A 24,744-nucleotide genomic window follows, 5' to 3' on the forward strand; every position below is an offset into this window, starting at 1 on the left:
GACCGGCAACTGCCGGAGACCGCACGCACCTGCCACCGCCGTCTCCGTGCACAGGGGCAGCCTCGACCGCGACGTACTCGACGCGATCCTCGGGACCCGCTTCCGCTGCCCGGCGTGATCCGAACGAGAAACCCTAGACCAGGGGCCTGGCCGACATCAGCAGATGCTGGTGGGCGGGGCGCGTGGCCTCGTCCGCCGCGTCCTCCCGGGATCCCCATCCGGTGACCATCGCACGCTGCCCGGGGCCCAGGAGCTCGAACCTGACCACGGGGGCGTCGAAGGAGGCCAGGGCGTCCATCAGGTACGAGGGGTTGAAGGCGACCGTCAGCCCGTCGGTGCCCTCCAGCTCGGCGGGCAAACGCTGGGAGGCGACATCGTCCTCGTACCCCGCCTGCAGCAGCACCGACTCGCCGGAGAACGTCAGTTGGAGCGGGCTGCCGCCCTCCGCGACCACGGCGACACGCTTGACCGCCTCGACCAGGGACAGCCGGTCGGTGACCGCGTGTACGGCGTCCGGCAGGGCGAACAGCTTGTCGTGGCGCGGCAGTCGGCCGTCCAGCAGGCGCACCGTGGTGCGCATCCCGGCCAGTTCGAAACCGATCGAGCCGGCGTCCAGCGCGAGTCGGGCCATTCCGGCCCGGCCGAAGGAGCGGGCGATCTCGGTCAGCCTGCGGGCGGAGACCACCACATCGGCCGAGACGCCGTCCCTCCCGGGCTTCCACGTGAGCGCGCGCACCGCGAACCGGTAGCGGTCCGTCGCGGCGAGGGTCATCGTGTCGCCGTCGAGCGCCAGCCTGATACCGGTCAGGGTCGGCAGCGTGTCGTCCCGGCCCGCCGCCACCGCGACATGGGCGACGGCCGCGGCGAACTCCTCCGTGTCCACGGCGCCGAGCACCTCCGGCAGTGACGGGAGCGCCGGATAGTCGTCGAACGGGAGCACCGAGAGCCCGAATCGGGCGCCGCCGCTCGTCAGCGAGAACCGTGAGCCCTCGACCGCGCACTCCACCGCACCCTCGGGCAGCACCCGGCAGACATCGAGCAGCCGCCGGCCCATGACCAGCACCTTCCCGGCCCGTACGGTCTCCGCCTCCACCTCGATGCACGCGGACGCCTCGTAGTCGAGGCCCGAGATGCGCAGCCGCCCCTCGGCCCCTTCCAGCAACAGCCCGCCCAGCACGGGAACGGGCGAGCGGGTGGGCAGCACCCGGGCCGCCCAGGCCACGGCGTCGTTCAGTGCGCTGCGCTCGATGCGGAATTCCATGCGGCGGCTTCTCCCGGTCGTCTCGGATCGTGATCGTGAACGTGTTCCTGATCGTGATCCGACGGTAGGGGCCGCCACTGACAGCGGGAGAAGAGAACCGGTTGCGGGCGGCGGCAGCGGCCACCCCCGTGAGCCGCTGCCGCCGTCCCCGTTGCCCCTCCCCAGAAGGACCCCGCAACCGGGTTCGAACTCTAGGACGTCGGGTACTCGGCAGAAAGATTCAGTTCGCACTGCGTGGGCCGCCGGAGGTATCAGTCCGCACAGCCACATCGGTACGATGCATTCCGGTTTTTTGGGCAGGGCTTGGGCGGAGCGCAGGAGCGCGGAAGCGGAGGATGCGTGCACGCGCGGGAACGGGCCGACGACGTACTGCAGTTGTATCGGCTGGCCCGGTCCGGTGGCACGCAGGAACTGCTGCGCTGGGTGTCCGGCCGGGCCGAGGGCTGGGCCGGGCTGCTCGACGGAGACGGCACCGTCCTGCACGGCGTGGCACGGACCCCGGACCGTACGGGCGCCGATGCCGCCGCGCTGGCCACCGAAAGCGCCAGGGAACTGGCATCGCTCGGCGCACGCTCCTTCTCGTTCGACCGGGGTCCGCACACCGTGCTGCTGTTCCCGCTGGACGGGCCGCCCGACGCCGCTCCCCCGGTCCTGGCCGTCGTGGCCCCGCGCCCGCTGCCGGACGGACTCGGCGCGCTGCTCGCCGATGCCGCGATGCCGCTCGCCATGTGCTGGACGGCGGAGACCGTGGAACGCAAGCGCCGCCGCGTCGACCTGGCGGAGTCGCGGAACCGGGAAGCGGTGCTGCATCTGCTCATGACCGGCCAGCTGTCCATCGCGCATCAGGTGGCGGGGGCGTTGAAACCCACGCTGCCCGACCCCGTCCGGGTGTGCGTCGTGGAGTGCCCGGCCGGCCGCCGCGACGAGGTGGCACGGATCTGCACGGAGCTCTCCGGCGGCCGGTCCTGGATCGTGCGGTGCCCGGTGTACGCACGCCATCTGATCCTCGTCGTGCCGGCCGATCCGGACGCGGCCGGACGGCCGCTCGGCCGCCGGGTCGCCGACGTGGTGGACGAGTGTGTCGTGGGGGCGAGCGAGGACGTACCGCTGTCCGACACGGCGACCGGGTACCGCCAGGCGTTCCACGCCCTGGCCGTGGCCCGCGGACTGCCCACCCGGCACGCCGGGTTCGGCTCGGCGCCGGAAGCCGCCCTGGTCGTCGGTGCGTCCGGCGCGCGATGGGCGGACGCGCTGCTGAACCCGTTGCTCACGTACCTGCCGCGGCGCAGCCATGACCCGGGCAGCCAGGAACTCGCGGCGACCCTGGCCTCCTGGCTCGCGTTCTCCTCGTACGCGACCCAGCACCTGAAGATCCACCGGAACACCCTGACCGCACGGCTCCGGCTGATCGGCGAACTGCTCGGCCTCGACCTGAACCGAGTCGCCGACCAGGCCACCCTCGACCTGGCCCTGCGCATCCGTGCCACGCCCACCGTGTCCCGGGCGGTCCGTCCGGGACAGGCGGTGCCCGAACCGCCCCGCCTGCTGGACGACATCCTGCGCGGACCGGCCGTCCAGGAGTGGGCGGCCCAGCAGTTGCACCCGCTCACCGCGCGGGACGCCGGCGGGAGCACCGCCGTCCCGCGGGCGACGCTCCGCATCTGGCTGGAATGCGAGGCCCAACTGACCCCTACCGCGGCCGCCTTGGGCATTTCGGTGCCGGGGGCCCGCAAGCGTCTCACGCGCCTCGAATCGATGCTTCAGCGCTCGCTGCTGCGGGCACCGAGCGCGCGTTACGACCTGTGGCTGGCCTTCCGCGCCCTGGATGTCGCGGGAGCCGGCGCCGCCCGGTGAACCGGAACGGGGGCGTGTCCGGCCGGGGCCGGGCACGCCCCCGTCGGGTGGGGGTCCGTCGGACAACGGGCTAGGGCCTCAGCAGCTCAGGTTGGAGCCGGGAGTGGTGCCGAGGATCTGGACGAACGCCTGGTAGCGGTCGATACGGCTCTGGACCTGGCCGGGGTTCCCGCCGTTGCACTCCAGGCTGCCGTTGATGGAGCGGATGGTCTCGCCGAAGCCCGCACCGTTCACCATGGCGTTGTGGGCGGTCATCGTGCCGGGGCCGTTCTGGGTGTTCCAGTACCAGAGGCCGGTCTTCCAGGCGACCGAGGCGTTCTGCTCGACCAGGTACGGGTTGCCCAGCAGGTCGATGCCGAGGGCATCACCGGCGGCCTTGTAGTTGAAGTTCCAGCTGAGCTGGATCGGGCCGCGGCCGTAGTACGCGGCCTGTCCGGCCGGGCAGCCGTAGGGCTGGCTGCTGTCGCAGTAGTGCGGGTAGTTGGACGTGTTCTGCTCGACCACGTACACCAGACCGCCCGTCTCGTGGCTGACGTTGGCGAGGAACGCCGCAGCCTCCTGGCGCTTGACGGTGTCGCTGCCGGTGTTCGCGAAGCCCGGGTAGGCGCTCAGGGCCGCGGTCAGCCCGTCGTACGTGTAGAACGGGTTCCGGTTCGGGAACATCTGGTTGAACTGCGCCTCGCTGACGACGAAGCCGGACGGGGTGCCCGGGTCCGTACCGCCACCGCCGCAACTGCCCTGGTCCGCCCAGACGTCGGAGCTGCCGGGGGTCTCGTTCTGGGTCCACCACTTGGCGGTCCAATTGTGCCCGTTGTAGGAGGCCGAACCACCGCCGGTGTAGACGGAGGAGGAATTCCAGGGCGCCGCGCAGTCGGCTGCCGCGGCGGTGGTGGCGGGGAGCATGACGACCATCGCGACGACCGCGCCGAGCGCGGTCAGCAGGCCCATGATGCGTCTGATCATGTGTCACTCCTTCGGTGCGGCGCACCGCGCCGGACGGTGCGCCGCCATGGGGGGGTTGACGGTCACTCAAGCGCCGCTGGTCTGGACCTGTCAAGGTCCAGACCAACATGGGAAGGTTCTCCGAATGAGTGCCCACGGGCGGGCCCGCGACACATCGGTGCCTCCCCGTCCGCTGCCAACAGGTGAAATACCGGACAGAGTTCATCCGGATCACGGACCACGCGACGGACGGACCCGGAGGAAAACCTCGGGCCCGTCCAGCATGCGGAACGCCGGACCGGCCGCATGCCCCGGCATGCGCCGGCACGCCCCGGCGCATGCCGGCGAGAGGCCCTCCGGCCGTCAGCAGGACAGCCGGGAGCCTGGTGCCGTACCGAGGGCGGCGGTGATCCGCTCGTACGTGGCGACCCGGGCCGCGACCGAGCCGGGGTTGCCGCCGTCGCACTCCAGGGCGCCGTTGAGCGAGCGGATCGTCTCGCCGAAGCCCGCAGCGCCTCGCTGACGACAAAGTCCGAGACCCCGCCCGCACAGGCGCCCCGGCCGGACACGGGCCGGCCGGACACGGGCCAGCCGGAACGCGGAGAGGGCCGGGACGCACCGTCCCGGCCCTCTCCGCGCGTTCGCCGCTCCCAGGGACTTTCGTCTGGATCGGGCCGGAACCCGTGAGCCCGGCGTGATCCGGACGACAGGCCCTAGAGGAAGGAGTTGATCTCGATGGTCTCGGTGCGGCCGGGGCCGACACCGATCGCGGAGATCGGGGCGCCGGACATCTCCTCCAGCGCCTTCACGTACGCCTGCGCGTTCTTCGGCAGATCGGCGAAGGTCTTGGCCTTCGTGATGTCCTCGGACCAGCCCGGCAGCATCTCGTAGACCGGCTTCGCGTGGTGGAAGTCGGTCTGGCTGTACGGGAGCTCCTCGACGCGCTTGCCGTCGATCTCGTACGCGACGCACACCGGGATCTGCTCCCAGCCGGTCAGCACGTCCAGCTTGGTGAGGAAGAAGTCGGTGAGACCGTTGACCCGGGTCGCGTACCGCGCGATGACCGCGTCGAACCAGCCGCAGCGACGGTCGCGGCCGGTGGTGACACCGCGCTCGCCGCCGATCCGGCGCAGCGCCTCGCCGTCCTCGTCGAGCAGCTCCGTCGGGAACGGGCCCGCGCCGACACGGGTGGTGTATGCCTTGAGGATGCCGATGACCCGGCTGATCTTCGTCGGGCCCACCCCGGCACCGGTGCAGGCACCGCCCGCGGTCGGGTTCGAGGAGGTGACGAAGGGGTACGTGCCGTGGTCGACGTCGAGCAGCGTGCCCTGACCGCCCTCGAAGAGGACGACCTTGCCCGCGTCGATGGCGTTGTTCAGGACCAGCGTCGTGTCGGCGACGTACGGCTTGATCTGCTCCGCGTACTGGAGCATCTCCTCGACGATCTTGCCGGACTCGATGGCGCGCCGGTTGAAGACCTTGGCGAGGAGCTGGTTCTTCTGCTCCAGGGCCGCCTCGACCTTCTGTTCCAGGATCGACTCGTCGTAGAGGTCCTGGACGCGGATGCCCACACGGTTGATCTTGTCGGCGTACGTCGGGCCGATGCCGCGGCCCGTCGTACCGATCTTGCGCTTCCCGAGGAACCGTTCCGTCACCTTGTCGACGGTGACGTTGTACGGGGTGATCAAATGGGCATTGCCGCTGATCAGCAGCTTGGACGTGTCCACGCCGCGGTCGTTGAGCCCACTCAGCTCGGACAGCAGGACGGCCGGGTCGACGACGACACCGTTTCCGATGACCGGGGTACACCCCGGCGAAAGGATTCCGGAGGGGAGGAGATGAAGTGCGTACTTCTGATCACCGACGACCACCGTGTGGCCGGCGTTGTTGCCACCTTGGTAGCGCACCACATAGTCCACGGATCCACCGAGGAGGTCGGTGGCCTTTCCCTTGCCCTCGTCACCCCACTGAGCACCGAGCAGCACAAGTGCGGGCACAGGCGTACACCCCTTCCGGGCGGGGCATGTCCAAGGTCAGGGGGCGTACGTAAACGTCGTACATGCCGTACGACGATGTACGACAAGGCCTGAACCGTCGAACCGGGTGCCCCGGAATAGACGAAGCCCCTGGCGCAATAGCGCAAGGGGCTCTTGCACCAAGATGCTACCCGAGGAAGGACCGAGGTGTCGGCTGCCCAGCCCCCCGGCGACGATGCGCACCAGCTGCTGGTGGTCATCGACCCGGTAGCCCGCCGGACCGACGGCGAATCCGTCCGCATCGCGAAGGACGTGCTCAGCGCCGGTTCGCACGCCAAGATCTGTCTGCCCGACGGCCCCGAGGAATTCGCGCGGGCCTTGTCCCGCCGGGGCAGTCGGCGGCCGGTGGTGGTCGGTGACGACCGGGCGCTGCGGCGGGCGGTGGCCCTGCTGCACCGGGAGCGGGAGTCCGCCGAGAGCGCGCTCGCGCTGGTCCCGGTCGGCGCCGGGGCCGCGCTGGAACTCGCCCATTCGCTCGGCGTGCCCCCGGGCGCGGTGGCGGCGGCGCGCACCGCGCTGGACGGGACCGTGCGCAAGCTCGACCTGCTGGTCGACGACAGCGACGGCGTCGTCCTGGGTGCGCTGCGCATCCCGGCCCTGAACACGCTGCCCGACGCGGCGGCGGTCCGTACGGGGGGCACCACGGTCTGGGACACCTGCCGCTCCCTGGTCCGCACCCTGGTGCACCCCACCCCGCCGTCGTCCCCCGCCCCACCGCGCACCCACCGGCTTCGGGTCGAGACGGACGGTGTCCTGCTCAACGACCTGGACCGCCCGGTCGAGTCGGTGACCGTCACCTCGCAGGGCGGCGACGGGGGCCTCGCGGAGGTGGCGGTCCGCCTTCCGTCCGGTGAACCGGTGACGGCGGAGGCGAAGGCCGTCACGGTCTCGGGCGCGGACTTCCGCTACCGGGCGGACATACACATCGGCGGCCCGGTCCGGACGAGGACATGGACGGTACGGGCCGGGGCCTGGGGGCTGATGCTGCCGGTGGCCGACGGGTAACCTCCGGCGCGGGGCCGGGTGGGGGCGGCGGATGTTCAGCTCGGGCATCCCGCCGGCGCGTCTGCCGGCCCGTGCCGGTGCCGCTCCGGAACCACGGACCCGGCGGTACGCCCTGCTGTGCGACGCGTACAACGCGAGTGCCGCACCCCTGCTCGTGCTCTTCCCGGAGGAGAGGGCGGACGAGGATCCGGCCGGAGGTACCGACGGCGACGCTGCGCCGGAGGGGCTGCTGCGGCTGCTGCCGCCGGGACCGGACAAGTGCCCCTGGGCGGGCTGCCCGCGCCGACCGGCACGGCGGAACCTCTTCAGGTGCTCGTGGCCCGGCGCCCGTCGGCCGTCGGAAGGCCGAGCGTCTTGCGGTGCTCGCGCCAGCGTTCCATCATCCCGCCCAGCTCCTCCTGCACGAACTCGAAGAACGCCGCCGTCTCGGCGAGCCGGGCGCCTGCCGGGGTGTGCTCGCCCAGGGTGCGGGCGCCTTCCTTGAGGGTGCTCTCCCAGCGGGTGAGCACCCGGTCGCGGCTGGCGAAGGTGGTGTACCAGACCTCGTCGTGCAGGCGGTAGCGGTCCCGGCGCGAGCCCGGGTCGCGTTCGCGGCCGACCATGCTGACCTGGCTGAGGTAATTGATCGCGCCGGACACGGCCGCCGGGCTGATCTGCAACGCCATGGCGAGCTCCGCGGAGGTCATGGACCCGTCGTCGTCCGCGAGGAGCGCGGCGAAGACGCGGGACGCCATCCGCTGCATTCCCGCCTCGGTCATCTCGGACGCGAACCGCTCCACGAACCGCGACACGGCTTCCGCGTCACGCTCGTCACGCGTGTTCTGTTGGATTCCGCTGGCCATTGCCCGATCGTCTCCCCTGATTCCCTGGCCCCCGCCGTGTCCCCAACTTTATACGCTTCCTTAACTTCACAATTTTGTGAAAGTAGCGTAGCTTCAGAATCATGACGAAGGCAATCACGGTGGCCGGGCTGCACAAGTCGTTCGGTCGGACGCACGCACTGGACGGTCTCGACCTCACGGTCGAGGCAGGTGAGGTCCACGGCTTCCTCGGGCCCAACGGATCCGGGAAGTCCACCACCATCCGGGTGCTGCTGGGTCTGCTGCGGGCCGACTCCGGCGCGGCCCGGCTGCTCGGCCGCGATCCGTGGGACGACGCGGTGGAGCTCCACAGACGCGTGGCGTACGTCCCGGGTGACGTCACCCTGTGGCGCAACCTCTCCGGCGGCGAGGTGATCGACCTGTACGGGCGGCTGCGCGGCGGCCTGGACCCGGCCCGGCGCGCCGACCTCGTCGAACGGTTCGAGCTCGACCCGACGAAGAAGGGGCGTACGTACTCCAAGGGCAACCGGCAGAAGGTCGCCCTCGTCGCCGCATTCGCCTCCGACGTCGATCTGCTGATCTTCGACGAGCCGACGAGCGGGCTCGATCCGCTGATGGAGGAGGTCTTCCAGAGCTGCGTCGCCGAGGAGCGTGCGCGCGGGCGGACGATTCTGTTGTCCAGCCACATCCTCAGCGAGGTCGAGTCGCTCTGCGACCGGGTCAGCATCATCCGTCAGGGGCGGACGGTGGAGGCCGGTTCGCTGGCGGACATGCGCCATCTGACGCGTACGAACATCAGCGCCGAGCTGGCCGGTGCGCCCAACGGGCTCGCGCGGCTGCCCGGCGTCCACGACCTCGACATCCAGGGCCTGCGGGTCACGCTCCAGGTCGACACGGACAAACTGGACGCCGTCCTCAAGTCGCTCTCCGCATCGGGGGTACGGACCCTGACCAGCACCCCGCCCACCCTGGAGGAGCTCTTCCTCCGTCACTACGCGGCCGACGTGACGGACAGCGGCGAGGGCGCGGGGGTGGCGGCGCGATGACTGCCGTGACCACGTCCGCACCGGCCGGTGCGGGGCGCCGGACCGGGACCGGCACCGGGGTGGGGCAGCTCGCCGGTACCCGGACCCTGCTGAGGCTCGCCCTGCGGCGCGACCGGATCATGATGCCGATCTGGGTGATCATGCTCGGCGGCTCCTTCTCCTCCGTCGGCGGGTCCATCGCCTCGCTCTACGACACCGCCGCCCAACGCGCCGGACTCGCCGCATCGATGAACGGCAACAGCTCGCTCCGCGCGCTGTACGGGCCGGTCTTCGACGACTCCGTCGGCGGGCTCGTCAGCTGGCGGATGGTCGGCTTCGGCGGAGCGCTGGCGGCCGTGATGAGCCTGATCGTCGTCATCCGGCACACCAGGGAGGAAGAGGAGACCGGCCGCCAGGAGATGCTCTCCTCCACCATGGTGGGGCGCCGCGCCCCGCTGACTGCCGCGCTCCTCGCCGCGCTGATCGCCAACGGCGCGCTGGCGCTGGTGATCGCGGCCGGCATGGCCGCCTCCGGCGCCGGTGGTGCCGGAGCGGTGGCGCTCGCCCTGGCGGTGGCCGGGATCGGGGTGCTGTTCGCCTGCACCGCCGCGATCACCGCGCAGTTCACCGAGAGCGCACGGCTCGCCAAGGGACTCGCGGCCGCGCTGATCGGTGGGGCGTTCGTGCTGAAGGCGGCGGGCGACTCGGCGACGGACGACGGCTCGTCCGTACTGACCTGGCTCTCCCCCATCGGCTGGGCGGAGAACGTGCGCGCGTACGCGGACGAACGCTGGTGGGTGCTGCTCGTCATGGCGGCCGCCGTCGCCGTCCAGGCGGCCCTCGCGTACGCCCTGGCCGGGCGGCGCGATGTCGGCATGAGCTTCCTGGCGACCCGCCCCGGGCCCGCACAGGGGCGGATCTCCACGGCGTTCGGTCTGGCACTGCGGCTCCAGCGCGGTGCGCTGATCGGCTGGACGCTGTCCTTCGCCGCGGCCGGTGTGGTCTTCGGCGGGCTGACCGGCGGGGCGGCGGACCTCGTCGGCGACAACGCGAAGACCCGGGAGATCTTCGAGCGGATGGGCGGGCAGGCCGGTCTGACCGACGCGTTCCTCGCGGTGATGGTCTCCATGCTGGGGATGGTCGCGGCGCTGTACATCGTCGCCTCGGTGCTGCGTCTGCACGGCGAGGAGACCGCCGGACGCGCCGAACCGGTGCTGGCGGGCGGAGTGAGCCGGATCGAGTGGGCGGCCGGCCATCTGGTCATCGCGTTCGGCGGCGCGGCCCTGATCATGGCGGTGGGCGGCCTCGGCCTGGCCGCCGGTTTCGGACATGAACTCCCCGCCGTACTGGGTGCGTCGCTGGTGCAGCTACCGGCGATCTGGCTGCTGGGCGGGATGGCGGTCCTGCTGTACGGGGCGCTCCCGAAGGCCGCGGTGGCGTCCTGGGGCGTGGCCGGGACCTGCCTGGCGCTGGGGTGGATCGGGCCCGCCGTCAATATGCCGCAGCCGGTGATGGACATATCCCCGTTCACGCATCTGCCGAAGCTGCCGGGGAGCACGGGGATGGAGTGGGGGCCGGTGCTGGCGCTCGTCGCGGCAGCTGTGGTGCTGGTCGGCGCCGGAATTGCGGCGCTGCGGCGACGCGATGTCCTGACGTGACGAGGCGGAGAGGGAGGCCGGGTGGTGGCGGGGCCCGTTTCCAGGGCATGCAACCTTCCCGTGGTGCGTTCGCGTCGACCAGATCATGGAGAACCGACGTGAAGCCATCCGCGAGGCCGCCGGATGTGCGGTCGCCGCCGCCGGTGGAGCCGCCGGGATGCTTGCCTGGGCGCCCTACGGCCGACGCGGCCTCTTCGGCGGCTTCGAGGGCGAGGTGGAGTGGGACGTGCTCCGGCTCGGGCTGCCGGTCATGACCCTGGGCGGCATCGCTGCCGGAGTCACCCTCTTCGCCCTCGTGCAGGGAAAGTGGCGGCGGGCGCTCGGGGCGGCGGTGCTCCTCACGGCCCTCGCGGGCTTCGGGGTCGCTTGCGACGTCCTGGGGGGGCCCGCCGACCTGCGGGCCGGGGTGCTGAGTCCCGCCCCGCCCCATCCCGCCGCGCCCTTCCCTACCCCCCTTCGCCTGCCTTCTTTCCCACCCCCTCGCCCGCTCACCCCGTCACAGCTCGACGCGCAGTTCCTTCAGGCCCCTGATCACGTAGCCCGGGTTCCACTCCGGCTCGGCCGTCAGCCGCAGGTTCGGGGCACGGCGCAGCAACTCACCGAAGGAAGCGGCCAGTTCGACCCGGGCCAGCGGGGCACCCAGGCAGAAGTGGATGCCCGCCCCAAAGGTGATGTGCGGGTTCTCCCGGCGGGCCAGGTCCAGGGCGTCCGGGGCCGGGAAGCGGACCGGGTCGCGGTTGGCGGAACCGAAGAGCAGGGCCACCTCGGAGCCGCGCGGAATGACCGTGCCGTCGATCTCGATGTCGTCGAGGACCCAGCGCTCGAACATCTGCAGCGGGGTGTCGTACCGCATCAGCTCCTCGGTCGCCGTCGGCAGCAGCCCGTGATCGGCGCGCAGGGCGGCCAGCTGGTCGGGGTGGCGCAGCAGCGTCCACCAGCCGTTCACCGTGGTGTTGACGGTCGCCTCGTGGCCCGCGTTGAGCAGCAGCACACAGGTGGAGATCATCTCCTGTTCGCTCAGCCGCTCCCCCTCGTCATGGGCGGCGATGAGTGCGGAGATCAGGTCCGTGCCGGGGTTCTTGCGCCGTTCCTTGATCAGCTCGCGCAGATACGCGGAGAAGTCGAGCGAGGCACGGACCGCGGCACGGGCGGTCTCGTCGGAAGGGTTGAGTTCGAACATTCCGCAGATCGCCGCCGACCAGGGCCGCAGCGGGGCGCGGTCGGACTCCGGTATGCCGAGCATCTCGGCGATGACGGCCACGGGCAGCGGCTCGGCGACCGAAGTGAGCAGATCACCGCCGCCCGCCTCGACGAACGAGTCGACCAGTCCGGCGGCCAGCCGTCGCACCGTCGGGACGAGCTGCTCGACGGTACGCGGGGTGAACGCCTTGGACACCAGGCGCCGGATCCGGGTGTGGTCGGGGGCCTCCAGGTCGAGGAGCCCTTGTCCGTTGAGGGTGTGGAAGGGCTCGTGCTCGGCGGGCGGCGGCGTGCGGCCGAACTCCTCGTGGGTGAAGCGGTGCAGATACGTACGGCCCAGGCGGCGGTCGCGCAGCAGGGCCGACACGTCGGAATAGTGCGGTACGAGCCACTGGTCGGTGGGCTCGAAGTAATGCACCCGGCCGGTGGCACGCAGCCCGGCGTAGGCGGGGTACGGGTCGGCGACGAACGCCGGAGACCAGGGGTCGAAGGTGTCGGAGGGCTCGGAGGAGCCGTCGGCCGCGGAATGTGAAGGCGGGTGCATGGACGGACGCTAACCGGACCGGACAATCACCGGCCATACCCGCCCGGGTACGAGCCCGCCGCCGGCCACACCCGCCCCGGTACGAGCCCGCCGCCGGCCATCCGCCGCCGGCCCCCGGCCCGGCCCTGGACGCCTCGGCTCAGGAGGGCGTGATCAGCCGGGCCTCGTACGCGAAGACGGCCGCCTGGGTACGGTCGCGCAGCCCCAGTTTCACCAGGATGCGGCTCACATGCGTCTTGATGGTGGACTCGGCGACCACCAGATGCGAGGCGATCTCCGCGTTGGACCGGCCCTGCGCGATGAGCACGAGCACCTCCGTCTCCCGCTCCGTGAGATCGCCGACCCTGGCGAGGGCGGGCGGCCGCGGGTTCTGGGAGAGCTTCGAGAACTCGTTGATCAGCCGCTTGGTGACGGCCGGGGCGAGCAGCGCCTCACCGGCGGCCACCACCCGTACACCGTCGGCGAGCTGGCGGGCGGAGGCGTCCTTGAGGAGGAAGCCGGACGCCCCGGCCCGCAGCGCCTGGTACACGTATTCGTCCAGGTCGAAGGTGGTCAGCACCAGTACCTTGGCGTCCGCGTCGGCGGCGACGATCTCGCGGGTGGCCTCGATGCCGTTGAGTTCCGGCATCCGGATGTCCATCAGCACCACATCGGGGCGCAGCGCCGCGACCTGCGCGATGGCCTGCCGGCCGTCGACGGCCTCGCCGACGACCTCGATCCCCGGCATGGCGTTGAGCAGCACCGAGAACCCCTCGCGGACCATCATCTGGTCGTCGACGATCAGCACCCGGATGGGCTGGGCGGCGGAGGGGGAAGCGGAGACGAAGGGCGACGTGGTCATACCTTCTCCACCTGTGCCTTCCGCGGCTCGTCCGTATCGGCTGCGGGCTGGACGGGGATGAACGCGGTGATCTCGTAACCGCCCTCCTCCGTCGGTTCGGCCGTCATGTCGCCGTTCAGCATCGCGAGGCGCTCCCGCATCCCCGTGATCCCGTGACCGGCCCCCGGCGAAGCCTTCACCGGACCGGTCGGCGGCCCGTTGACGACCCGCAGCCCGAGTCCGCCCAGCACGTAGCCGATCTCGACCTTGGCAGTGGCGCCCGGTGCGTGCCGCAGCGTGTTGCTGAGGGCTTCCTGAATGATCCGGTACGCCGACAGCTCGACGCCCTGCGGCAGTTCACGTACCGCGCCGGTGGTCGTCTTCTCCGTCTCCAGGCCCGCCTCGCGCACATTGGCGAGGAGACCGTCGAGCTGGGCGAGGGTGGGCTGCGGGGCGTCCGGCGCCTGGTAGTCCTCGGCCCGGACGACGCCGAGGACCCGGCGCAGTTCGGTGAGGGCGGAGACCGCGTTCTCCCGGATCGTGACGAAGGCCTGTTCCAGCTCCGGCGGCGGATTCTCCACCCGGTACGGGGCGGCCTCGGCCTGGATCGCGACGACCGACATGTGGTGGGCGACCACGTCGTGCAGCTCCCGGGCGATGGTGGTGCGCTCCTCCAGGAGCGTGCGCCGGTCGCGTTCGACAGCGGTCACGGTGCGCTGCACGGTCACCTCGCGCTCCGCATCACGACGGATCTGCACCACGGCCACCACCAGCAGCGCGAACGCGGAGACCACGGCGACGGCGGTGGCGGTCGACGTGGGGTGCCAGCTGCCGAAGTTCTCCAGCACGGCGCCGAGCAGCACCGTGAGACCCCACATCCAGCCGGCGGTACGGGGCCGGGTCCGGGCGGCGACCACGGTGAGCACCACCAGGTGCGAGACGAAGGTGCTCGGCGTCCAGGGCCAGTAGCCACCGCTGGCGACCGCCGCGAACGGGGTGAGCGCCATCGACATCCAGAACGCGCCGACCGGCCTGACCAGCGTCATCAGTACGGTGATCGCCGGAACCAGCGCGAGCGCGATGGTGTCGAACATGAAACGCAGCGCGAAGGCGTCCGACTCGGCGAGGCCCAGGACGGCCACGAACAGCGCGATTGCCCCGATCAGCGCGTGGGGTGTCCAGGCGGCACGCTCACGCATCCGCTGCGGCAGCTGCCGGACCAGCGGCCCGTCGGTCCGCATCCGCGCCAGCGGACGGTAGGCGAAGGGGGCACGGAAGAGGTCCTGCCGCAGGCCGCCCAACGCCCCGGCGGCCATTCGGTACTCGGGGCTTCTGCTCTTGGTCTCGGTCACGCTTCCAAGGTAGGGGCCGAACCGGCGCGGGTCGTCAGCAGTGCTGTGGATCCCGCGCCGTCCATCGCAAGTACTACGGGCCCGCACCGCCGTCGGACACCGCGCTCACCAGGCCAGCTGGGCGAGCTCCTCCCCGCGCTCACCAGGCCAGCTGGGCGAGCTCCTCCGCGACCACCGCACACGCGTCGCTCGCCGGATCGATCAGCGGGTAGTGGCCGACGCCGGGCAGCAGGGTCAGGCCCACCGTCTCCCCCGCTTTCGCCGCCGCGTCGACAAAAGCCTCCGAGACGGCCTGCGGCACATCGAGATCGGTGGTGCCCTGCACCACGGTCGTCGCGATGCCGGTGGGCAGCAGCACGGCCGGGTCGGTGTGCGCGGCCCGTTCCCCGAAGTCCTCCTCACGGCCGAGGAGCTGGCCGACCGCCCCCGAGCACACGTCCAGCTCGACGGCCGTGGCGAAATCGGCGATCGGCGCGAGAGCGACGACACCCCGCAGCGGCGGCGGTGCGGGCAGCCGCCACGGCGAGCCCTCGGGCAGCACATGCCGGGCGGCGGCCCACAGGGCGAGCTGCCCACCGGCGGAGTGCCCGGTGAGGACGATCCGCCGCAGATCGGCCACCGGGAGTTCCCGGACCAGCAGATCCGGCAGCGCGTCCATCGCCGCGGCGACATCGTCGAAGGTCTCCGGCCAGCGGCCCGCGACCGGACCGGCCCCCGACTGCGGCGGGATCCCGCCGCCCCGCCGGTACTCGACACTGGCCACGGCGAAACCGCGCCGGGCCAGGAAATCCGCGAACGGCGACACGTGCTGCCGGTCGTACGGCGCCCGCCACGACCCGCCGTGCAGGACGACCACGACCGGCGCACCGGTCCGGCCGTCGCGCGGGGCGTAGAAGTCGATCAGCTGGTCGGGGTGGCTGCCGTAGGCGGCGGAAGCATCGGGGGCGACCGGTGGATGCGAGAGGGCCGACGCGGTCTCGGCTGCGTCACGATCACGCGCGGCAGAATCCGACATGCTGCTCCAACCGTCCTGTATCCGAGCTGTATCGGTCCGTACCCGAACCCAACTGGGCTGACCTGCGGGGACGGTACCAGTACGAGAGGTTCCCGTCCCCGCGGAATGATCACGCGGGGGCGGACTCCACCAGGAGTCCGCCCCCGCCCCGGATCCCGGGACCGGTCTCCCGTCCCCGGTCAGCGCACCCGGCTGTCCGGCACCTCGCCCAGCACCTCGCCCAGCACCCGCGCCGCCCGCTCCGCATCCGCGAACCCCACGTACAACGGGGTGAACCCGAACCGCAGCACGTCCGGCCGCCGCAGGTCCCCGACGACGCCCCGGGCGATGAGCGCGCTCATCACCTGCTCCGCCTCCTCGCAGCGCAGCGCGACCTGGCTGCCGCGCTCGGCACGCGCGGGGGTGATGGAGGGAACCCGGCCCTCGGGCGCGTACCAGGAGACGCACATCAGGAAAAAGTCCGTCAGCGCCAGGGACTTGGCCCGTATCTCGTCGATGGACACCCCGTCCCACACGTCCAGCGATGCTTCGAGCGCCAGCATGGAGACGATGTCGGGGGTGCCGACCCGACCTCGTACCGCGCCGTCGGCCGGGGTGTACTCGGGGGTCATGCCGAACGGGTCGGCGTGCGACGTCCACCCCGGCAGGGGCGAGTCGAAGGCCGCCTGGTGGCGCTCGGCGACGTAGATGTAGGCGGGCGAACCCGGGCCGCCGTTCAGGTACTTGTACGTGCAGCCGACCGCCAGGTCCACGCCGTGCTCGTCGAGGCCGACGGGCAGGGCGCCCGCGCTGTGGCACAGGTCCCAGACGGCGATGGCGCCCGCCGCGTGCACGGCGGCGGTGAGTCCGGGCAGGTCGTGGAGCCTGCCGGTGCGGTAGTCGACATGGTTGAGCAGCACGGCCGCGGTACGGGGCCCCAGCGCGCCCGGCACCTCGGCGGGGACGACCGGGACGAGCCGGTGGCCGGTCATCCGGGCCGCGGACTCGGCGATGTACCCGTCGGTGGGGAAGGTCGTCGCGTCGACGAGGATCTCGTCACGCCCCTCCGGCGCCAGCCGGGCCGCCGCGACGACGGCCTTGAAGACGTTCACACTGGTCGAGTCGCCGACGACGATCTGTCCGGCGGCGGCCCCGACGAGCGGCGCGATCCGGTCGCCGATCCGCTCCGGCGCGGCCCACCAGCCGCTCTCGTCCCAGGACCGGATCCGCAGCTCACCCCACTCGCGGGTGAGGACCTCCTGCACCCGGGCGGGCACGTGCGCGGGCAGTGCGCCGAGCGAATTGCCGTCGAGATAGACGGTGTCGTCGAGGGCGAACAGCTTCCGCCGGTCCGCGAGCGGGTCGTCGGCGTCGAGTGCCGCGGCCCGCGCGGCGAAGGACTCAGACATGGCTGCGCGCCGTCCACAGCTCGGGGAAGACGTTCTTCGTGGCCCGTTTCTCCAGCCAGGCGACCCCGGCGGAACCGCCGGTCCCGGTCTTCGAGCCCATCGCACGCCGGGTGGCGACGAGATGGTCGTTGCGCCAGCGCCACACCAGTTCGCCGACGTCGGTCAGCGCCTCGCCGAGCCGGATCAGCTCGTCGTGCTGGTCGGGGTTGGCGTAGATCTCCGCCCAGACGGCCTCGACCTCGGGGGACGGTTCGTACTTCTGGGTGAGATCGCGGCCGAGCACGTCCTGGGGTACGGCGTGGCCGCGCCGGGCGAGCAGCGCGAGCGTCTCGTCGTACAGGCCCGGTTCGGCGAGCGCCTTCTCCAGCTCGGCGTGGACGCGGGGCGCGCCGCGGTGCGGCACGAGCATGGACACGGACTTGTCGCCGAGCAGGAACTCCATCCGCCGGTACATCGCCGACTGGAAGCCGGAGCCCTCGCCGAGGGCGGCGCGGTAGGAGTTGAACTGGGCGGGGGTGAGCTGGGCGAGCGGCGTCCACGAGGCGTTGAGCGCCTCCAGTTCCCGCACCGACCGCTTGAGCGCGTCGCGGGCGACGGACAGCCGGTCCTCGCGCAGGGCGTGCGCGGCGGTCTCCCACTCGTGGACGATGACGGTGAACCACAGCTCCATGACCTGGGTGGTGACCAGGAAGACCATTTCGCCCGGATCGTCGGAGCGAGGGTGCTGGAGATGGGTCAGAACATCCGCCTGGACGTAGTCCTCGTACGGAGTCGTTCCCGCGAAGTCGAGGTGCGGGGTCTGCGCACCGGTGGCTTCGGGGTCGGGGTGGATCGTCGACATTGCTGTCTCCTCGACACGAGCTTCCGGGTAGCGGTCCGCCCCTTCCGTGAGGTGGTGGAGCTCCGGTCCCCTGTCGGCATCCTAGACGGAGCTCATGGGGGAGCGCAGACCCCGCGGACGTACGACTGTCCACGGGGTCCGGAATCTGTGCGTCGAGCCCGGTACGTCCAGGGCCTCTCGTCCGGATCACGCCGGATCCGGACGAGAGGTCCCCCGACAGGCTCTCAGCCGAGGGTCTCCGCGGCGGTGGGCGAGGAGTCGCGGAGGAACGTCGAGCAGCGCCCGTACTCCTCCTGCTCACCGATCGCCTGGGCGGCCCGCGCCAGGGCGTGCAGGGCACGGAGGAAACCGCGGTTCGGCTCGTGCTCGAACGGTACGGGGCCGTGGCCCTTCCAGCCGGCCCTGCGCAGCGCGTCGAGGCCGCGGTGGTAGCCGGTTCGGGCGTAGGCGTACGACTCGATGACGCGGCCGCCCTCGAACGCCTCGTCGGCGAGCTGTGCCCAGGCCAGGGAGGAGGTCGGGTACTTCGCGGCGACGTCGGCGGGGGCCGTGCCGTTCGCGAGCAGCTCGCGCGGCTCCGGGTCGTCGGGCAGGCGGGTCGGGGGAGGTCCCCCGAGCAGGTTCTCGTGGATCGACATGGGTTCAAGTGTGCCTGGCACATGCGCGCCGGGGTACCCGGACGCCATCCGGAGGGCTGGTTCACGCCTGGTAGTGCGGTAGCGCGCCCCGTGGAGCCGTGGAGCCCATGGGCTCCTAGCGTGCACCGGGGTACGTCACCGACGTTCGGTCCGCCCCTCGGGGATGTGCGTCGCCCTGGTCGGTCCGTACCCCGGGACACGCCACCGACGGCCGGCCCACACCTCGGGACACGCCACCGACGGCCGGTCCACACCCCGGGCACACGGCAGCGGCAGTCAGCCCGCGTCCGGGTTCCGCGTCTCCTCGTTCCGCGTCTCCTCGTTCCGCGTCTCCTCCTGCACGGGTTCCAGCGGCGGGGCGGCGACGCCGCAGTGCACCGTGCACTCGGGCCGCGGCTTCTTCTCGTCCGCCGTGACGGGAGGCTTCCGTACGGTCGCCCAGGCGATCAGCGAGCCCAGCACGAGGAGCCCGGCACACATCGGCATGGCCCGCCGGAACGTCGCGGCGAACTCGTCGGCGTTCCGGTAGGCCTCCGGGCCCATGCCCGCGAGCAGCGGCAGCGCGGCCACCGCGATCAGCCCGGCGGCGCGGGCGGCCGCGTTGTTGATCCCGCTGGCGAGGCCGGCCCGTGCGGTGTCGACGGAGGCCAGGACGGTCGCGGTGAGCGGGGCGACCACGGTGACGAGTCCGACGCCGAGCACCCCGACGGCGGGGAGCACATCGGTGAGGTAGCCGGAGACGGAGCTCGATCCCGGTCCGACCCGCAGCATCAGCAGCATTCCGGCCGCGGCGACCAGGGGACCCACGGTGAGCGGGATACGGGGCCCGATGCGCTGCCCCAGCTCGCCCGAGGAGGCCGAGAACAGCAGCATCAGCACGGTCATGGGCAGCAGGGCCGTGCCCGCGCCGAGGGCCGAGAACCCGGCCACGACCTGGAGCTGGATCGCGGCGAGGAAGAAGTAGCCGCCGAGTGCCGCGTACACGCAGAGGGTGATGATGTTGACGACGGTGAACTGCCGGGAGGCGAACACCGACGACGGCAGCATCGGGTCCGGCCGCCGCCGCTCCACCCGCACGAACACCGCCGCGAGCACGACCCCGCCGACGCCCGCCCCGATCACCGCACCGGACGCCCCCTGTCCCGGCGCCTCGATCAGCGCGTAGGTCACCAGGGCGAGGGCGAGCGCGCCGAGCACGGCACCCAGCACGTCGAAGCGCCCGTGCGCGTGCGGGTCACGCGATTCCGGTACGTGGCGCAGCGCCACCGGCAGACAGACCGCGGCGAGCGGCACATTGAGCAGGAACACCCACCGCCAGCCGGGCCCGTCGACGAGCCACCCGCCGACGAACGGGCCGACGGCGGCGCCGACCCCGCCGAGCCCCGACCAGAGCCCGACGGCGCGGGCCCGGTCGTCCGGATGGAAACTGGCCTGGATCAGCGCCAGCGAACCGGGGGTGAGGAGCGCCCCGCCGATTCCCTGGAGAGCACGGGCGGCGATCAGGACGGCGGCGTTCGGCGCGATGCCGCACAGCACGGACGCGGTGGCGAACCAGGCGACTCCGACGACGAAGACCCGCCGCCGCCCGTACCGGTCGCCGAGGGTGCCCCCGAGGAGGATCAGCCCGGCGAGGGTCAGCATGTAGGCGTTGACGGTCCACTGGAGGGCGGCCAGGTCGGTGCCCAGGTCCTTGCCGATACGCGGCAGGGCGACGTTGATGACGGTGGAGTCGAGCATGGCCATGCTGGAGCCGAGGACGGTGGTGAGGACGACCCAGCGCCCGGCCGGGGAGGCGACCCGGATGGCTCCCGTCTCTGCGTCAGGCATAGAAGCAGCATCCCCGTTCTCCGCCGCCCGGGCCATCGGGGCGGCGGGTCCTTCCTGAGGCGTGCGGTCAGCCGGTCAGCGCGAGGGACGGGCGGCTGTCCCCCGCGCCGTTCCAGTCCACGGGGAACCCGGCCTCGCGGAACGCCCGGACGACGAGTCCACCGGCGTGTTCCATCGCCCGGGTGCTGCCGTCCGGAACCCCATCGACCCGCTTCTCGGCGTCCCGCCATTCCGCCCGCGACAGCTTCCGCCCGGGTCTCGTCGTGCCCCCGGGCCTCGTGGTGACCCCGGGTGTCGCCGTGCCCCCGGGCGTCGTCGTGGTGCCCCCGGCCGGTCCCGGCGGCTCGCTCCTGGCGGCGGCCGCCAGGAGCGCGGCGACCTCTGTGGGCAGAGCCCGGACGGACCCGGTCCGAAGGCGGAGTCCGACCCTAAGCCCCGGCCTCCGCAACGGCCCGGACGCCCCGGATCAGCGCCTCCACGCCCGCCTCCGCCTTGGACCTCGGGCAGCCGACGTTCAGCCGCACGAAGCCCTCGGCCCCGTACACCGTCCCCGGCATCACCACGACCTTCTCTCGCTCGATCAGCACCCGCTGCAAGGCCTCGTCGTCGGCCACACCCGCCGGGCGCAGATCGATCCAGGCCAGGTAACCGGCCTGCGGCGGCTTCCAGCCCAGTTCCGGGAACGCCCCGTTCAGCCGTTCCGCGACCAGCGCCAGATTCCCGGCGATATACGCGCGGACCTCGTCCAGCCACGCCCCGGCGTGCCGGTACGCGGCGATGTGCGCGGTGAGCGACAGCACCGCCGGGGAGGCGAGCCCCTCGGCCGTCTCCATCCGGCGCAGGAACTCCGCCCGGTCGGCCGGGTCGGCGATCAGACCGTACGAGCCGGTCAGCGCCGGGAAATTGAACGCCTTCGAAGCGGAGGAGATCAGCGCCCAGCGCCCCGCACCGCCGACCCGCGTCCACGGCACGTGCGCGCGCCCCTCGTGCACGAAGTCCGCGTGGATCTCGTCGCTGATCACCGCGACCCCGTACCGCGCCGCGAGCGCGGCCATCTCGCCCAGTTCGGCCTCCGTCCACACCCGGCCCGTCGGGTTGTGCGGCGAGCAGACGAGAAGGACCTTGCTGTCGGGGCGGGCGAGCTCGCGTTCCAGCGCGGCCGTGTCTCCCACCGGCACGCCCCTCAGCTCGCGCCTGAGCCCGGTGATCGCCTTGCGGAAACCGTCGTACGTCGGGGCGTGGACGACGACGCCCTCGCCCTCGGCCGTCCACATCTGGAGCAGCTGGGAGAGCTGGCTGAGCACGGACGGACCGTACACCAGCTGCCCGGTGTCTATGCGGGTCCCGTACCGGGTCGCGTACCAATGGGCTATCGCCGAACGGAAGTCGTCCTGCTGCCAGGTCGTGTAGCCGAACACCCCGTGGTCGAGCCGGGCCCGCAGCGCGCTCAGCACCTCCGGTGCGGTCTCGAAGTCCATGTCGGAGATGGTGAACGGCAGCAGTCCGTCCACCCCGAAGCGGTCCGCGACCCCGTCCCACTGGACGCACCAGGTGCCCCGGCGGTCGACGACGGTGTCGAAGTCATAGTGCGCACTGGAACTCACAGCGATCCCTCATACCTCTCTCGGATACGCCGTGGGCCCGGCACCCCCAGGGGTACCGGGCCCACGGCCACACTTCGGGCCGGCCGCTACTTCAGCTTGGTGCCGGTGGAGCGCAGGTTGGCGCAGGCCTCCGTGACGCGCTTGGCCATGCCCGCCTCGGCGGACTTGCCCCAGCTGCGCGGGTCGTAGACCTTCTTGTTGCCGACCTCGCCGTCGACCTTCAGCACACCGTCGTAGTTGCGGAACACGTGGTCCACGATCGGGCGGGTGAAGGCGTACTGGGTGTCGGTGTCGAGGTTCATCTTCACGACGCCGTTCTCCAGCGCGGTGGCGATCTCCTGCTCGGTGGAGCCGGAGCCGCCGTGGAAGACGAAGTCGAACGGCTGGCTGCCGGCCGCCTTGCCGTACGTGGTGGCGACGCCCTCCTGGAGGTCCTTCAGCAGCTCGGGACGGAGCACGACGTTGCCCGGCTTGTAGACGCCGTGGACGTTGCCGAAGGAGGCGGCCAGCAGGTAGCGGCCCTTCTCGCCCAGCCCGAGCGCCTCGGCGGTACGCAGCGCGTCGTCGACGGTCGTGTACAGCTCGTCGTTGATCTCGTGCGTGACGCCGTCCTCCTCGCCACCGGTCGGGGTGATCTCGACCTCAAGAATGATCTTGGCGGCGGCGGCCTTGGCGAGCAGCTCCTGGCCGATGGCGAGGTTATCGGCAAGGGTCTCGGCCGAACCGTCCCACATGTGCGACTGGAACAGCGGGTTCTGCCCCTGGGCGACGCGCTCGGCGGAGATGTCGAGCAGCGGACGTACGTAACCGTCCAGCTTGTCCTTCGGGCAGTGGTCGGTGTGCAGCGCGACCGAGATGTCGTACTTGGCGGCGACGATGTGCGCGAACTCGGCGAGGGCGACGGCGCCCGTGACCATGTCCTTGTTGTGCTGGCCGCCCAGGAACTCCGCCCCACCGGTGGAGATCTGGACGATGCCGTCGCTCTCCGCCTCCGCGAAGCCGCGCAGTGCAGCGTGCAGGGTCTGGGTCGACGTCACATTGATGGCCGGGTAGGCGAACTTGCCTGCCTTCGCCCGGTCGAGCATCTCGGCGTAGACCTCGGGGGTTGCGATGGGCATCTGACCGCTCCTTGGGATATGCGGGTGTGCGTTGCTGGTTCCCTGACCTGGGGGCGACGTCATCGTCGCCCCCATCCTCCCAGACTCTCGCTCCGGCTCCACCCGGCCTGCTGCCCCAACAGTCCGGCGAGTGGTTCGCGGGCATACGTCAAGAGCCGGCCGTTTCACGTGAAACAACCAGCCCTTGACGAAAACCGCAGGTCAGCCCCTACGTCACCCCAGATGTCAGGCCAGCCCGAGGTCGGCCACCGAGTAAACGTGGACATACGGGAGACCGGCCTCCGCGATGGCCGGAGCCGCGCCCCGCTCCACGATCACGGCAACGGCGACGACCTCGCCGCCGGCCTCGCGCACCGCCTCAACAGCCGTCAGCGGCGAACCGCCGGTCGTCGAGGTGTCCTCCACCACCAGACAGCGGCGGCCCTTCACATCCGTGCCCTCGATGCGGCGCTGCATCCCGTGCGCCTTCTGCGCCTTACGGACGACGAACGCGTCCAGCTCCTGCCCGCGCGCGGCGGAGGCGTGCAGCATCGACGTGGCGACCGGGTCGGCGCCCAGCGTCAGTCCGCCCACGCAGTCGTAGTCCAGCTCGGCGGTGGCGTCGAGCATGACCTGACCGACCATCGGAGCGGCCTTGCCGTCCAGCGTGATGCGGCGCAGGTCGATGTACCAGTCGGCCTCAAGACCCGAGGAGAGGGTCACCTTGCCGTGTACCACGGCCTTGTCCTTGATCTGCTGGAGCAGCTCAGCACGTACGTCAGTCATGGCTACGAGCTTAAGGCGCCCGCCTCACGGCCCGTGCCGACCGGCAGCCCGGCCCCCGCCGGAGCACCCGCCCGAAACCCTCGCCCCGAGCCCGCGCCGCGAACCCTCGCCCGGAGCACCCTTGGGGCCCGCGCCCGGAACACCCTCGGAGTCGGCGGCCCGGGTCAGAGCTCCTGGAGGCGGGGAGGGCGGGTCCCATGGCGCACCCGGAGCCCCGCCCGGGTCAGAGCCTGCGCCAGCTCCAGGTCGTCGCGATCTCCAGCGGTTCGATCGGGGTGACGTACCGGGGGTCGGTGTTCAGCCCGTTCGGCGGACCGGACTGCGGCTCCACGCAGACCGCCTCGGCCTGCTCGTCGTAGATCACGACCCACTCGGCCCGGCTCTTCACGGTCAGCTCCAGCTGCTCCGGCCAGGTGAGCGTCGCATCGACGCCGTCCGGCATCCCGAAGCAGTCGTCCCACGGGCCGGGCAGGGGCGGGATACGGCGGCCGGTCGGCAGATGGTTCTCGCCCCGCTCCTCCTGCCAGGCCGGGTCGAACGCCAGCTGTACGTCCTGGCCGCCGCCGCCGAGGTTACGCAGGAACCAGGGGTGCCAGCCGGCCTGCGCCGGGAACGAATCCCCGTATGTCTCGATGCCGAAGGCGAGCGTGAGCGAGTCCTCGGCCAGCTCGAACGTCTGAGTCACCCGGCCCGGATACGGCCAGGGGTCGGCCAGGTCGTAATAGAAGGAGGCCTCCCGCTCGCCCATCCGGGCGGTGTGCCAGGCCGTGTCCCTGCCGGTGCCGTGGATGGCGTGCGGCGGGGAGTTCAGCGGCAACCGGTGCGGGACGCCGCCGTTGTGGAAGATGCCGTTCTCGGTGCGCCCGCACCACGGCACCATCGGGAAGCAGCCGTACCGCTCCCCCTGCCGCAGCAGCTCGGTACCACCGATCCGCAGGCTGCTGATGCGGCAGCCTGCGGCGGGGCTCACGGTCAACTCTGCGTCGCCGACGGAAAGCCGGACGTTCTTCTCGCTGCTACTCACCGGACC

Annotated in this window: 20 protein-coding genes; 4 read left to right on the forward strand and 16 right to left on the reverse strand. The window is 71.6% G+C overall.

Annotation, left to right across the window (positions count from 1 at the left end):
- Positions 1-133: 133 nt before the first annotated feature.
- On the reverse strand, positions 134-1,261 hold the full coding sequence (gene dnaN, locus ACF08M_RS17315; protein ID WP_392186088.1) for a DNA polymerase III subunit beta: 1,128 nt from the start codon (positions 1,259-1,261) through the stop codon (positions 134-136).
- Positions 1,262-1,600: 339 nt separating this feature from the next.
- Between dnaN and ACF08M_RS17320 the strand changes: the two genes are divergently transcribed.
- Complete coding sequence (locus ACF08M_RS17320) at positions 1,601-3,115, forward strand: helix-turn-helix domain-containing protein (RefSeq protein ID WP_392186089.1); 1,515 nt, start codon at positions 1,601-1,603, stop codon at positions 3,113-3,115.
- Positions 3,116-3,193: 78 nt separating this feature from the next.
- On the opposite strand, the gene ACF08M_RS17325 is transcribed toward ACF08M_RS17320, so the two are convergent.
- Positions 3,194-4,078, reverse strand: a complete 885-nt coding sequence (locus tag ACF08M_RS17325) for a glycoside hydrolase family 19 protein (protein WP_392186090.1) — start codon at positions 4,076-4,078, stop codon at positions 3,194-3,196.
- A 692-nt stretch (positions 4,079-4,770) separates the two neighbouring features.
- On the reverse strand, positions 4,771-6,054 hold the full coding sequence (locus ACF08M_RS17330; protein ID WP_362193217.1) for an adenylosuccinate synthase: 1,284 nt from the start codon (positions 6,052-6,054) through the stop codon (positions 4,771-4,773).
- 186 nt (positions 6,055-6,240) lie between these two features.
- Between ACF08M_RS17330 and ACF08M_RS17335 the strand changes: the two genes are divergently transcribed.
- The gene (locus tag ACF08M_RS17335) at positions 6,241-7,098 is read left to right on the forward strand and encodes a diacylglycerol kinase (protein ID WP_392186091.1); all 858 of its coding nucleotides are present in this window, start codon (positions 6,241-6,243) and stop codon (positions 7,096-7,098) included.
- Positions 7,099-7,403: 305 nt separating this feature from the next.
- On the opposite strand, the gene ACF08M_RS17340 is transcribed toward ACF08M_RS17335, so the two are convergent.
- Positions 7,404-7,940, reverse strand: a complete 537-nt coding sequence (locus ACF08M_RS17340) for a GbsR/MarR family transcriptional regulator (RefSeq protein ID WP_392186092.1) — start codon at positions 7,938-7,940, stop codon at positions 7,404-7,406.
- A gap of 101 nt (positions 7,941-8,041) precedes the next feature.
- On the opposite strand from ACF08M_RS17340, the gene ACF08M_RS17345 reads away from it, so the two are divergent.
- Complete coding sequence (locus tag ACF08M_RS17345) at positions 8,042-8,965, forward strand: ATP-binding cassette domain-containing protein (protein ID WP_392186093.1); 924 nt, start codon at positions 8,042-8,044, stop codon at positions 8,963-8,965.
- On the forward strand, positions 8,962-10,602 hold the full coding sequence (locus ACF08M_RS17350; protein WP_392186094.1) for an ABC transporter permease: 1,641 nt from the start codon (positions 8,962-8,964) through the stop codon (positions 10,600-10,602). The genes ACF08M_RS17345 and ACF08M_RS17350 overlap by 4 nt, the downstream gene beginning before the upstream one ends.
- A gap of 496 nt (positions 10,603-11,098) precedes the next feature.
- Here ACF08M_RS17350 and ACF08M_RS17355 read toward each other — a convergent pair whose 3' ends face one another.
- The 12 genes from ACF08M_RS17355 to ACF08M_RS17410 all read right to left on the reverse strand — a co-directional run bounded on the left by ACF08M_RS17355 (position 11,099) and on the right by ACF08M_RS17410 (position 24,738).
- Entirely contained in the window at positions 11,099-12,346 is a 1,248-nt protein-coding gene (locus ACF08M_RS17355; RefSeq protein ID WP_392186095.1) for a cytochrome P450, read from the reverse strand.
- 139 nt (positions 12,347-12,485) lie between these two features.
- The gene (locus ACF08M_RS17360; RefSeq protein WP_392186096.1) at positions 12,486-13,187 is read right to left on the reverse strand and encodes a response regulator; all 702 of its coding nucleotides are present in this window, start codon (positions 13,185-13,187) and stop codon (positions 12,486-12,488) included.
- Entirely contained in the window at positions 13,184-14,518 is a 1,335-nt protein-coding gene (locus ACF08M_RS17365; RefSeq protein ID WP_392186097.1) for a sensor histidine kinase, read from the reverse strand. Before ACF08M_RS17365 ends, ACF08M_RS17360 begins: the two co-directional genes overlap by 4 nt.
- A gap of 139 nt (positions 14,519-14,657) precedes the next feature.
- Complete coding sequence (locus ACF08M_RS17370) at positions 14,658-15,533, reverse strand: alpha/beta hydrolase family protein (RefSeq protein ID WP_392186098.1); 876 nt, start codon at positions 15,531-15,533, stop codon at positions 14,658-14,660.
- A 179-nt stretch (positions 15,534-15,712) separates the two neighbouring features.
- The gene (gene kynU, locus ACF08M_RS17375; protein ID WP_392186099.1) at positions 15,713-16,921 is read right to left on the reverse strand and encodes a kynureninase; all 1,209 of its coding nucleotides are present in this window, start codon (positions 16,919-16,921) and stop codon (positions 15,713-15,715) included.
- Entirely contained in the window at positions 16,914-17,762 is an 849-nt protein-coding gene (locus tag ACF08M_RS17380; protein WP_392186100.1) for a tryptophan 2,3-dioxygenase family protein, read from the reverse strand. Before ACF08M_RS17380 ends, kynU begins: the two co-directional genes overlap by 8 nt.
- A gap of 224 nt (positions 17,763-17,986) precedes the next feature.
- Entirely contained in the window at positions 17,987-18,400 is a 414-nt protein-coding gene (locus ACF08M_RS17385) for a DUF3151 domain-containing protein (RefSeq protein ID WP_392186101.1), read from the reverse strand.
- 276 nt (positions 18,401-18,676) lie between these two features.
- A complete protein-coding gene (locus ACF08M_RS17390) occupies positions 18,677-20,227 on the reverse strand; it encodes an MFS transporter (protein ID WP_392186102.1) in 1,551 nt (516 codons plus the stop codon).
- A 428-nt stretch (positions 20,228-20,655) separates the two neighbouring features.
- Positions 20,656-21,831 carry a MalY/PatB family protein gene (locus ACF08M_RS17395; RefSeq protein WP_392186103.1) on the reverse strand — a complete coding sequence of 392 codons (1,176 nt, stop codon included), beginning with the start codon at positions 21,829-21,831 and terminating at the stop codon, positions 20,656-20,658.
- An 86-nt stretch (positions 21,832-21,917) separates the two neighbouring features.
- Positions 21,918-22,949, reverse strand: coding sequence for a class II fructose-bisphosphate aldolase (gene fbaA / locus ACF08M_RS17400; protein WP_392186104.1), 1,032 nt, complete (start codon positions 22,947-22,949; stop codon positions 21,918-21,920).
- Positions 22,950-23,174: 225 nt separating this feature from the next.
- Positions 23,175-23,714 carry an orotate phosphoribosyltransferase gene (pyrE, locus tag ACF08M_RS17405; RefSeq protein ID WP_362193165.1) on the reverse strand — a complete coding sequence of 180 codons (540 nt, stop codon included), beginning with the start codon at positions 23,712-23,714 and terminating at the stop codon, positions 23,175-23,177.
- A 223-nt stretch (positions 23,715-23,937) separates the two neighbouring features.
- A complete protein-coding gene (locus tag ACF08M_RS17410; protein ID WP_392186105.1) occupies positions 23,938-24,738 on the reverse strand; it encodes an aldose 1-epimerase in 801 nt (266 codons plus the stop codon).
- Positions 24,739-24,744: the final 6 nt, after the last annotated feature.

It is taken from the genome of Streptomyces sp. NPDC015032 (genome assembly GCF_043080425.1).
Classification (GTDB): Bacteria; Actinomycetota; Actinomycetes; order Streptomycetales; family Streptomycetaceae; genus Streptomyces.

Coding starts and splice junctions, on each gene's coding strand:
- ACF08M_RS17390 (WP_392186102.1), bottom strand. CDS start 20,227: ATGCCTGACGCAGAGACGGGAGCCATCCGGGTCGCCTCCCCGGCCGGG.
- ACF08M_RS17345 (WP_392186093.1), top strand. CDS start 8,042: ATGACGAAGGCAATCACGGTGGCCGGGCTGCACAAGTCGTTCGGTCGG.
- ACF08M_RS17355 (WP_392186095.1), bottom strand. CDS start 12,346: ATGCACCCGCCTTCACATTCCGCGGCCGACGGCTCCTCCGAGCCCTCC.
- ACF08M_RS17370 (WP_392186098.1), bottom strand. CDS start 15,533: ATGTCGGATTCTGCCGCGCGTGATCGTGACGCAGCCGAGACCGCGTCG.
- pyrE (WP_362193165.1), bottom strand. CDS start 23,714: ATGACTGACGTACGTGCTGAGCTGCTCCAGCAGATCAAGGACAAGGCC.
- dnaN (WP_392186088.1), bottom strand. CDS start 1,261: ATGGAATTCCGCATCGAGCGCAGCGCACTGAACGACGCCGTGGCCTGG.
- ACF08M_RS17325 (WP_392186090.1), bottom strand. CDS start 4,078: ATGATCAGACGCATCATGGGCCTGCTGACCGCGCTCGGCGCGGTCGTC.
- ACF08M_RS17360 (WP_392186096.1), bottom strand. CDS start 13,187: ATGACCACGTCGCCCTTCGTCTCCGCTTCCCCCTCCGCCGCCCAGCCC.
- ACF08M_RS17350 (WP_392186094.1), top strand. CDS start 8,962: ATGACTGCCGTGACCACGTCCGCACCGGCCGGTGCGGGGCGCCGGACC.
- ACF08M_RS17385 (WP_392186101.1), bottom strand. CDS start 18,400: ATGTCGATCCACGAGAACCTGCTCGGGGGACCTCCCCCGACCCGCCTG.
- fbaA (WP_392186104.1), bottom strand. CDS start 22,949: ATGCCCATCGCAACCCCCGAGGTCTACGCCGAGATGCTCGACCGGGCG.
- kynU (WP_392186099.1), bottom strand. CDS start 16,921: ATGTCTGAGTCCTTCGCCGCGCGGGCCGCGGCACTCGACGCCGACGAC.
- ACF08M_RS17340 (WP_392186092.1), bottom strand. CDS start 7,940: ATGGCCAGCGGAATCCAACAGAACACGCGTGACGAGCGTGACGCGGAA.
- ACF08M_RS17380 (WP_392186100.1), bottom strand. CDS start 17,762: ATGTCGACGATCCACCCCGACCCCGAAGCCACCGGTGCGCAGACCCCG.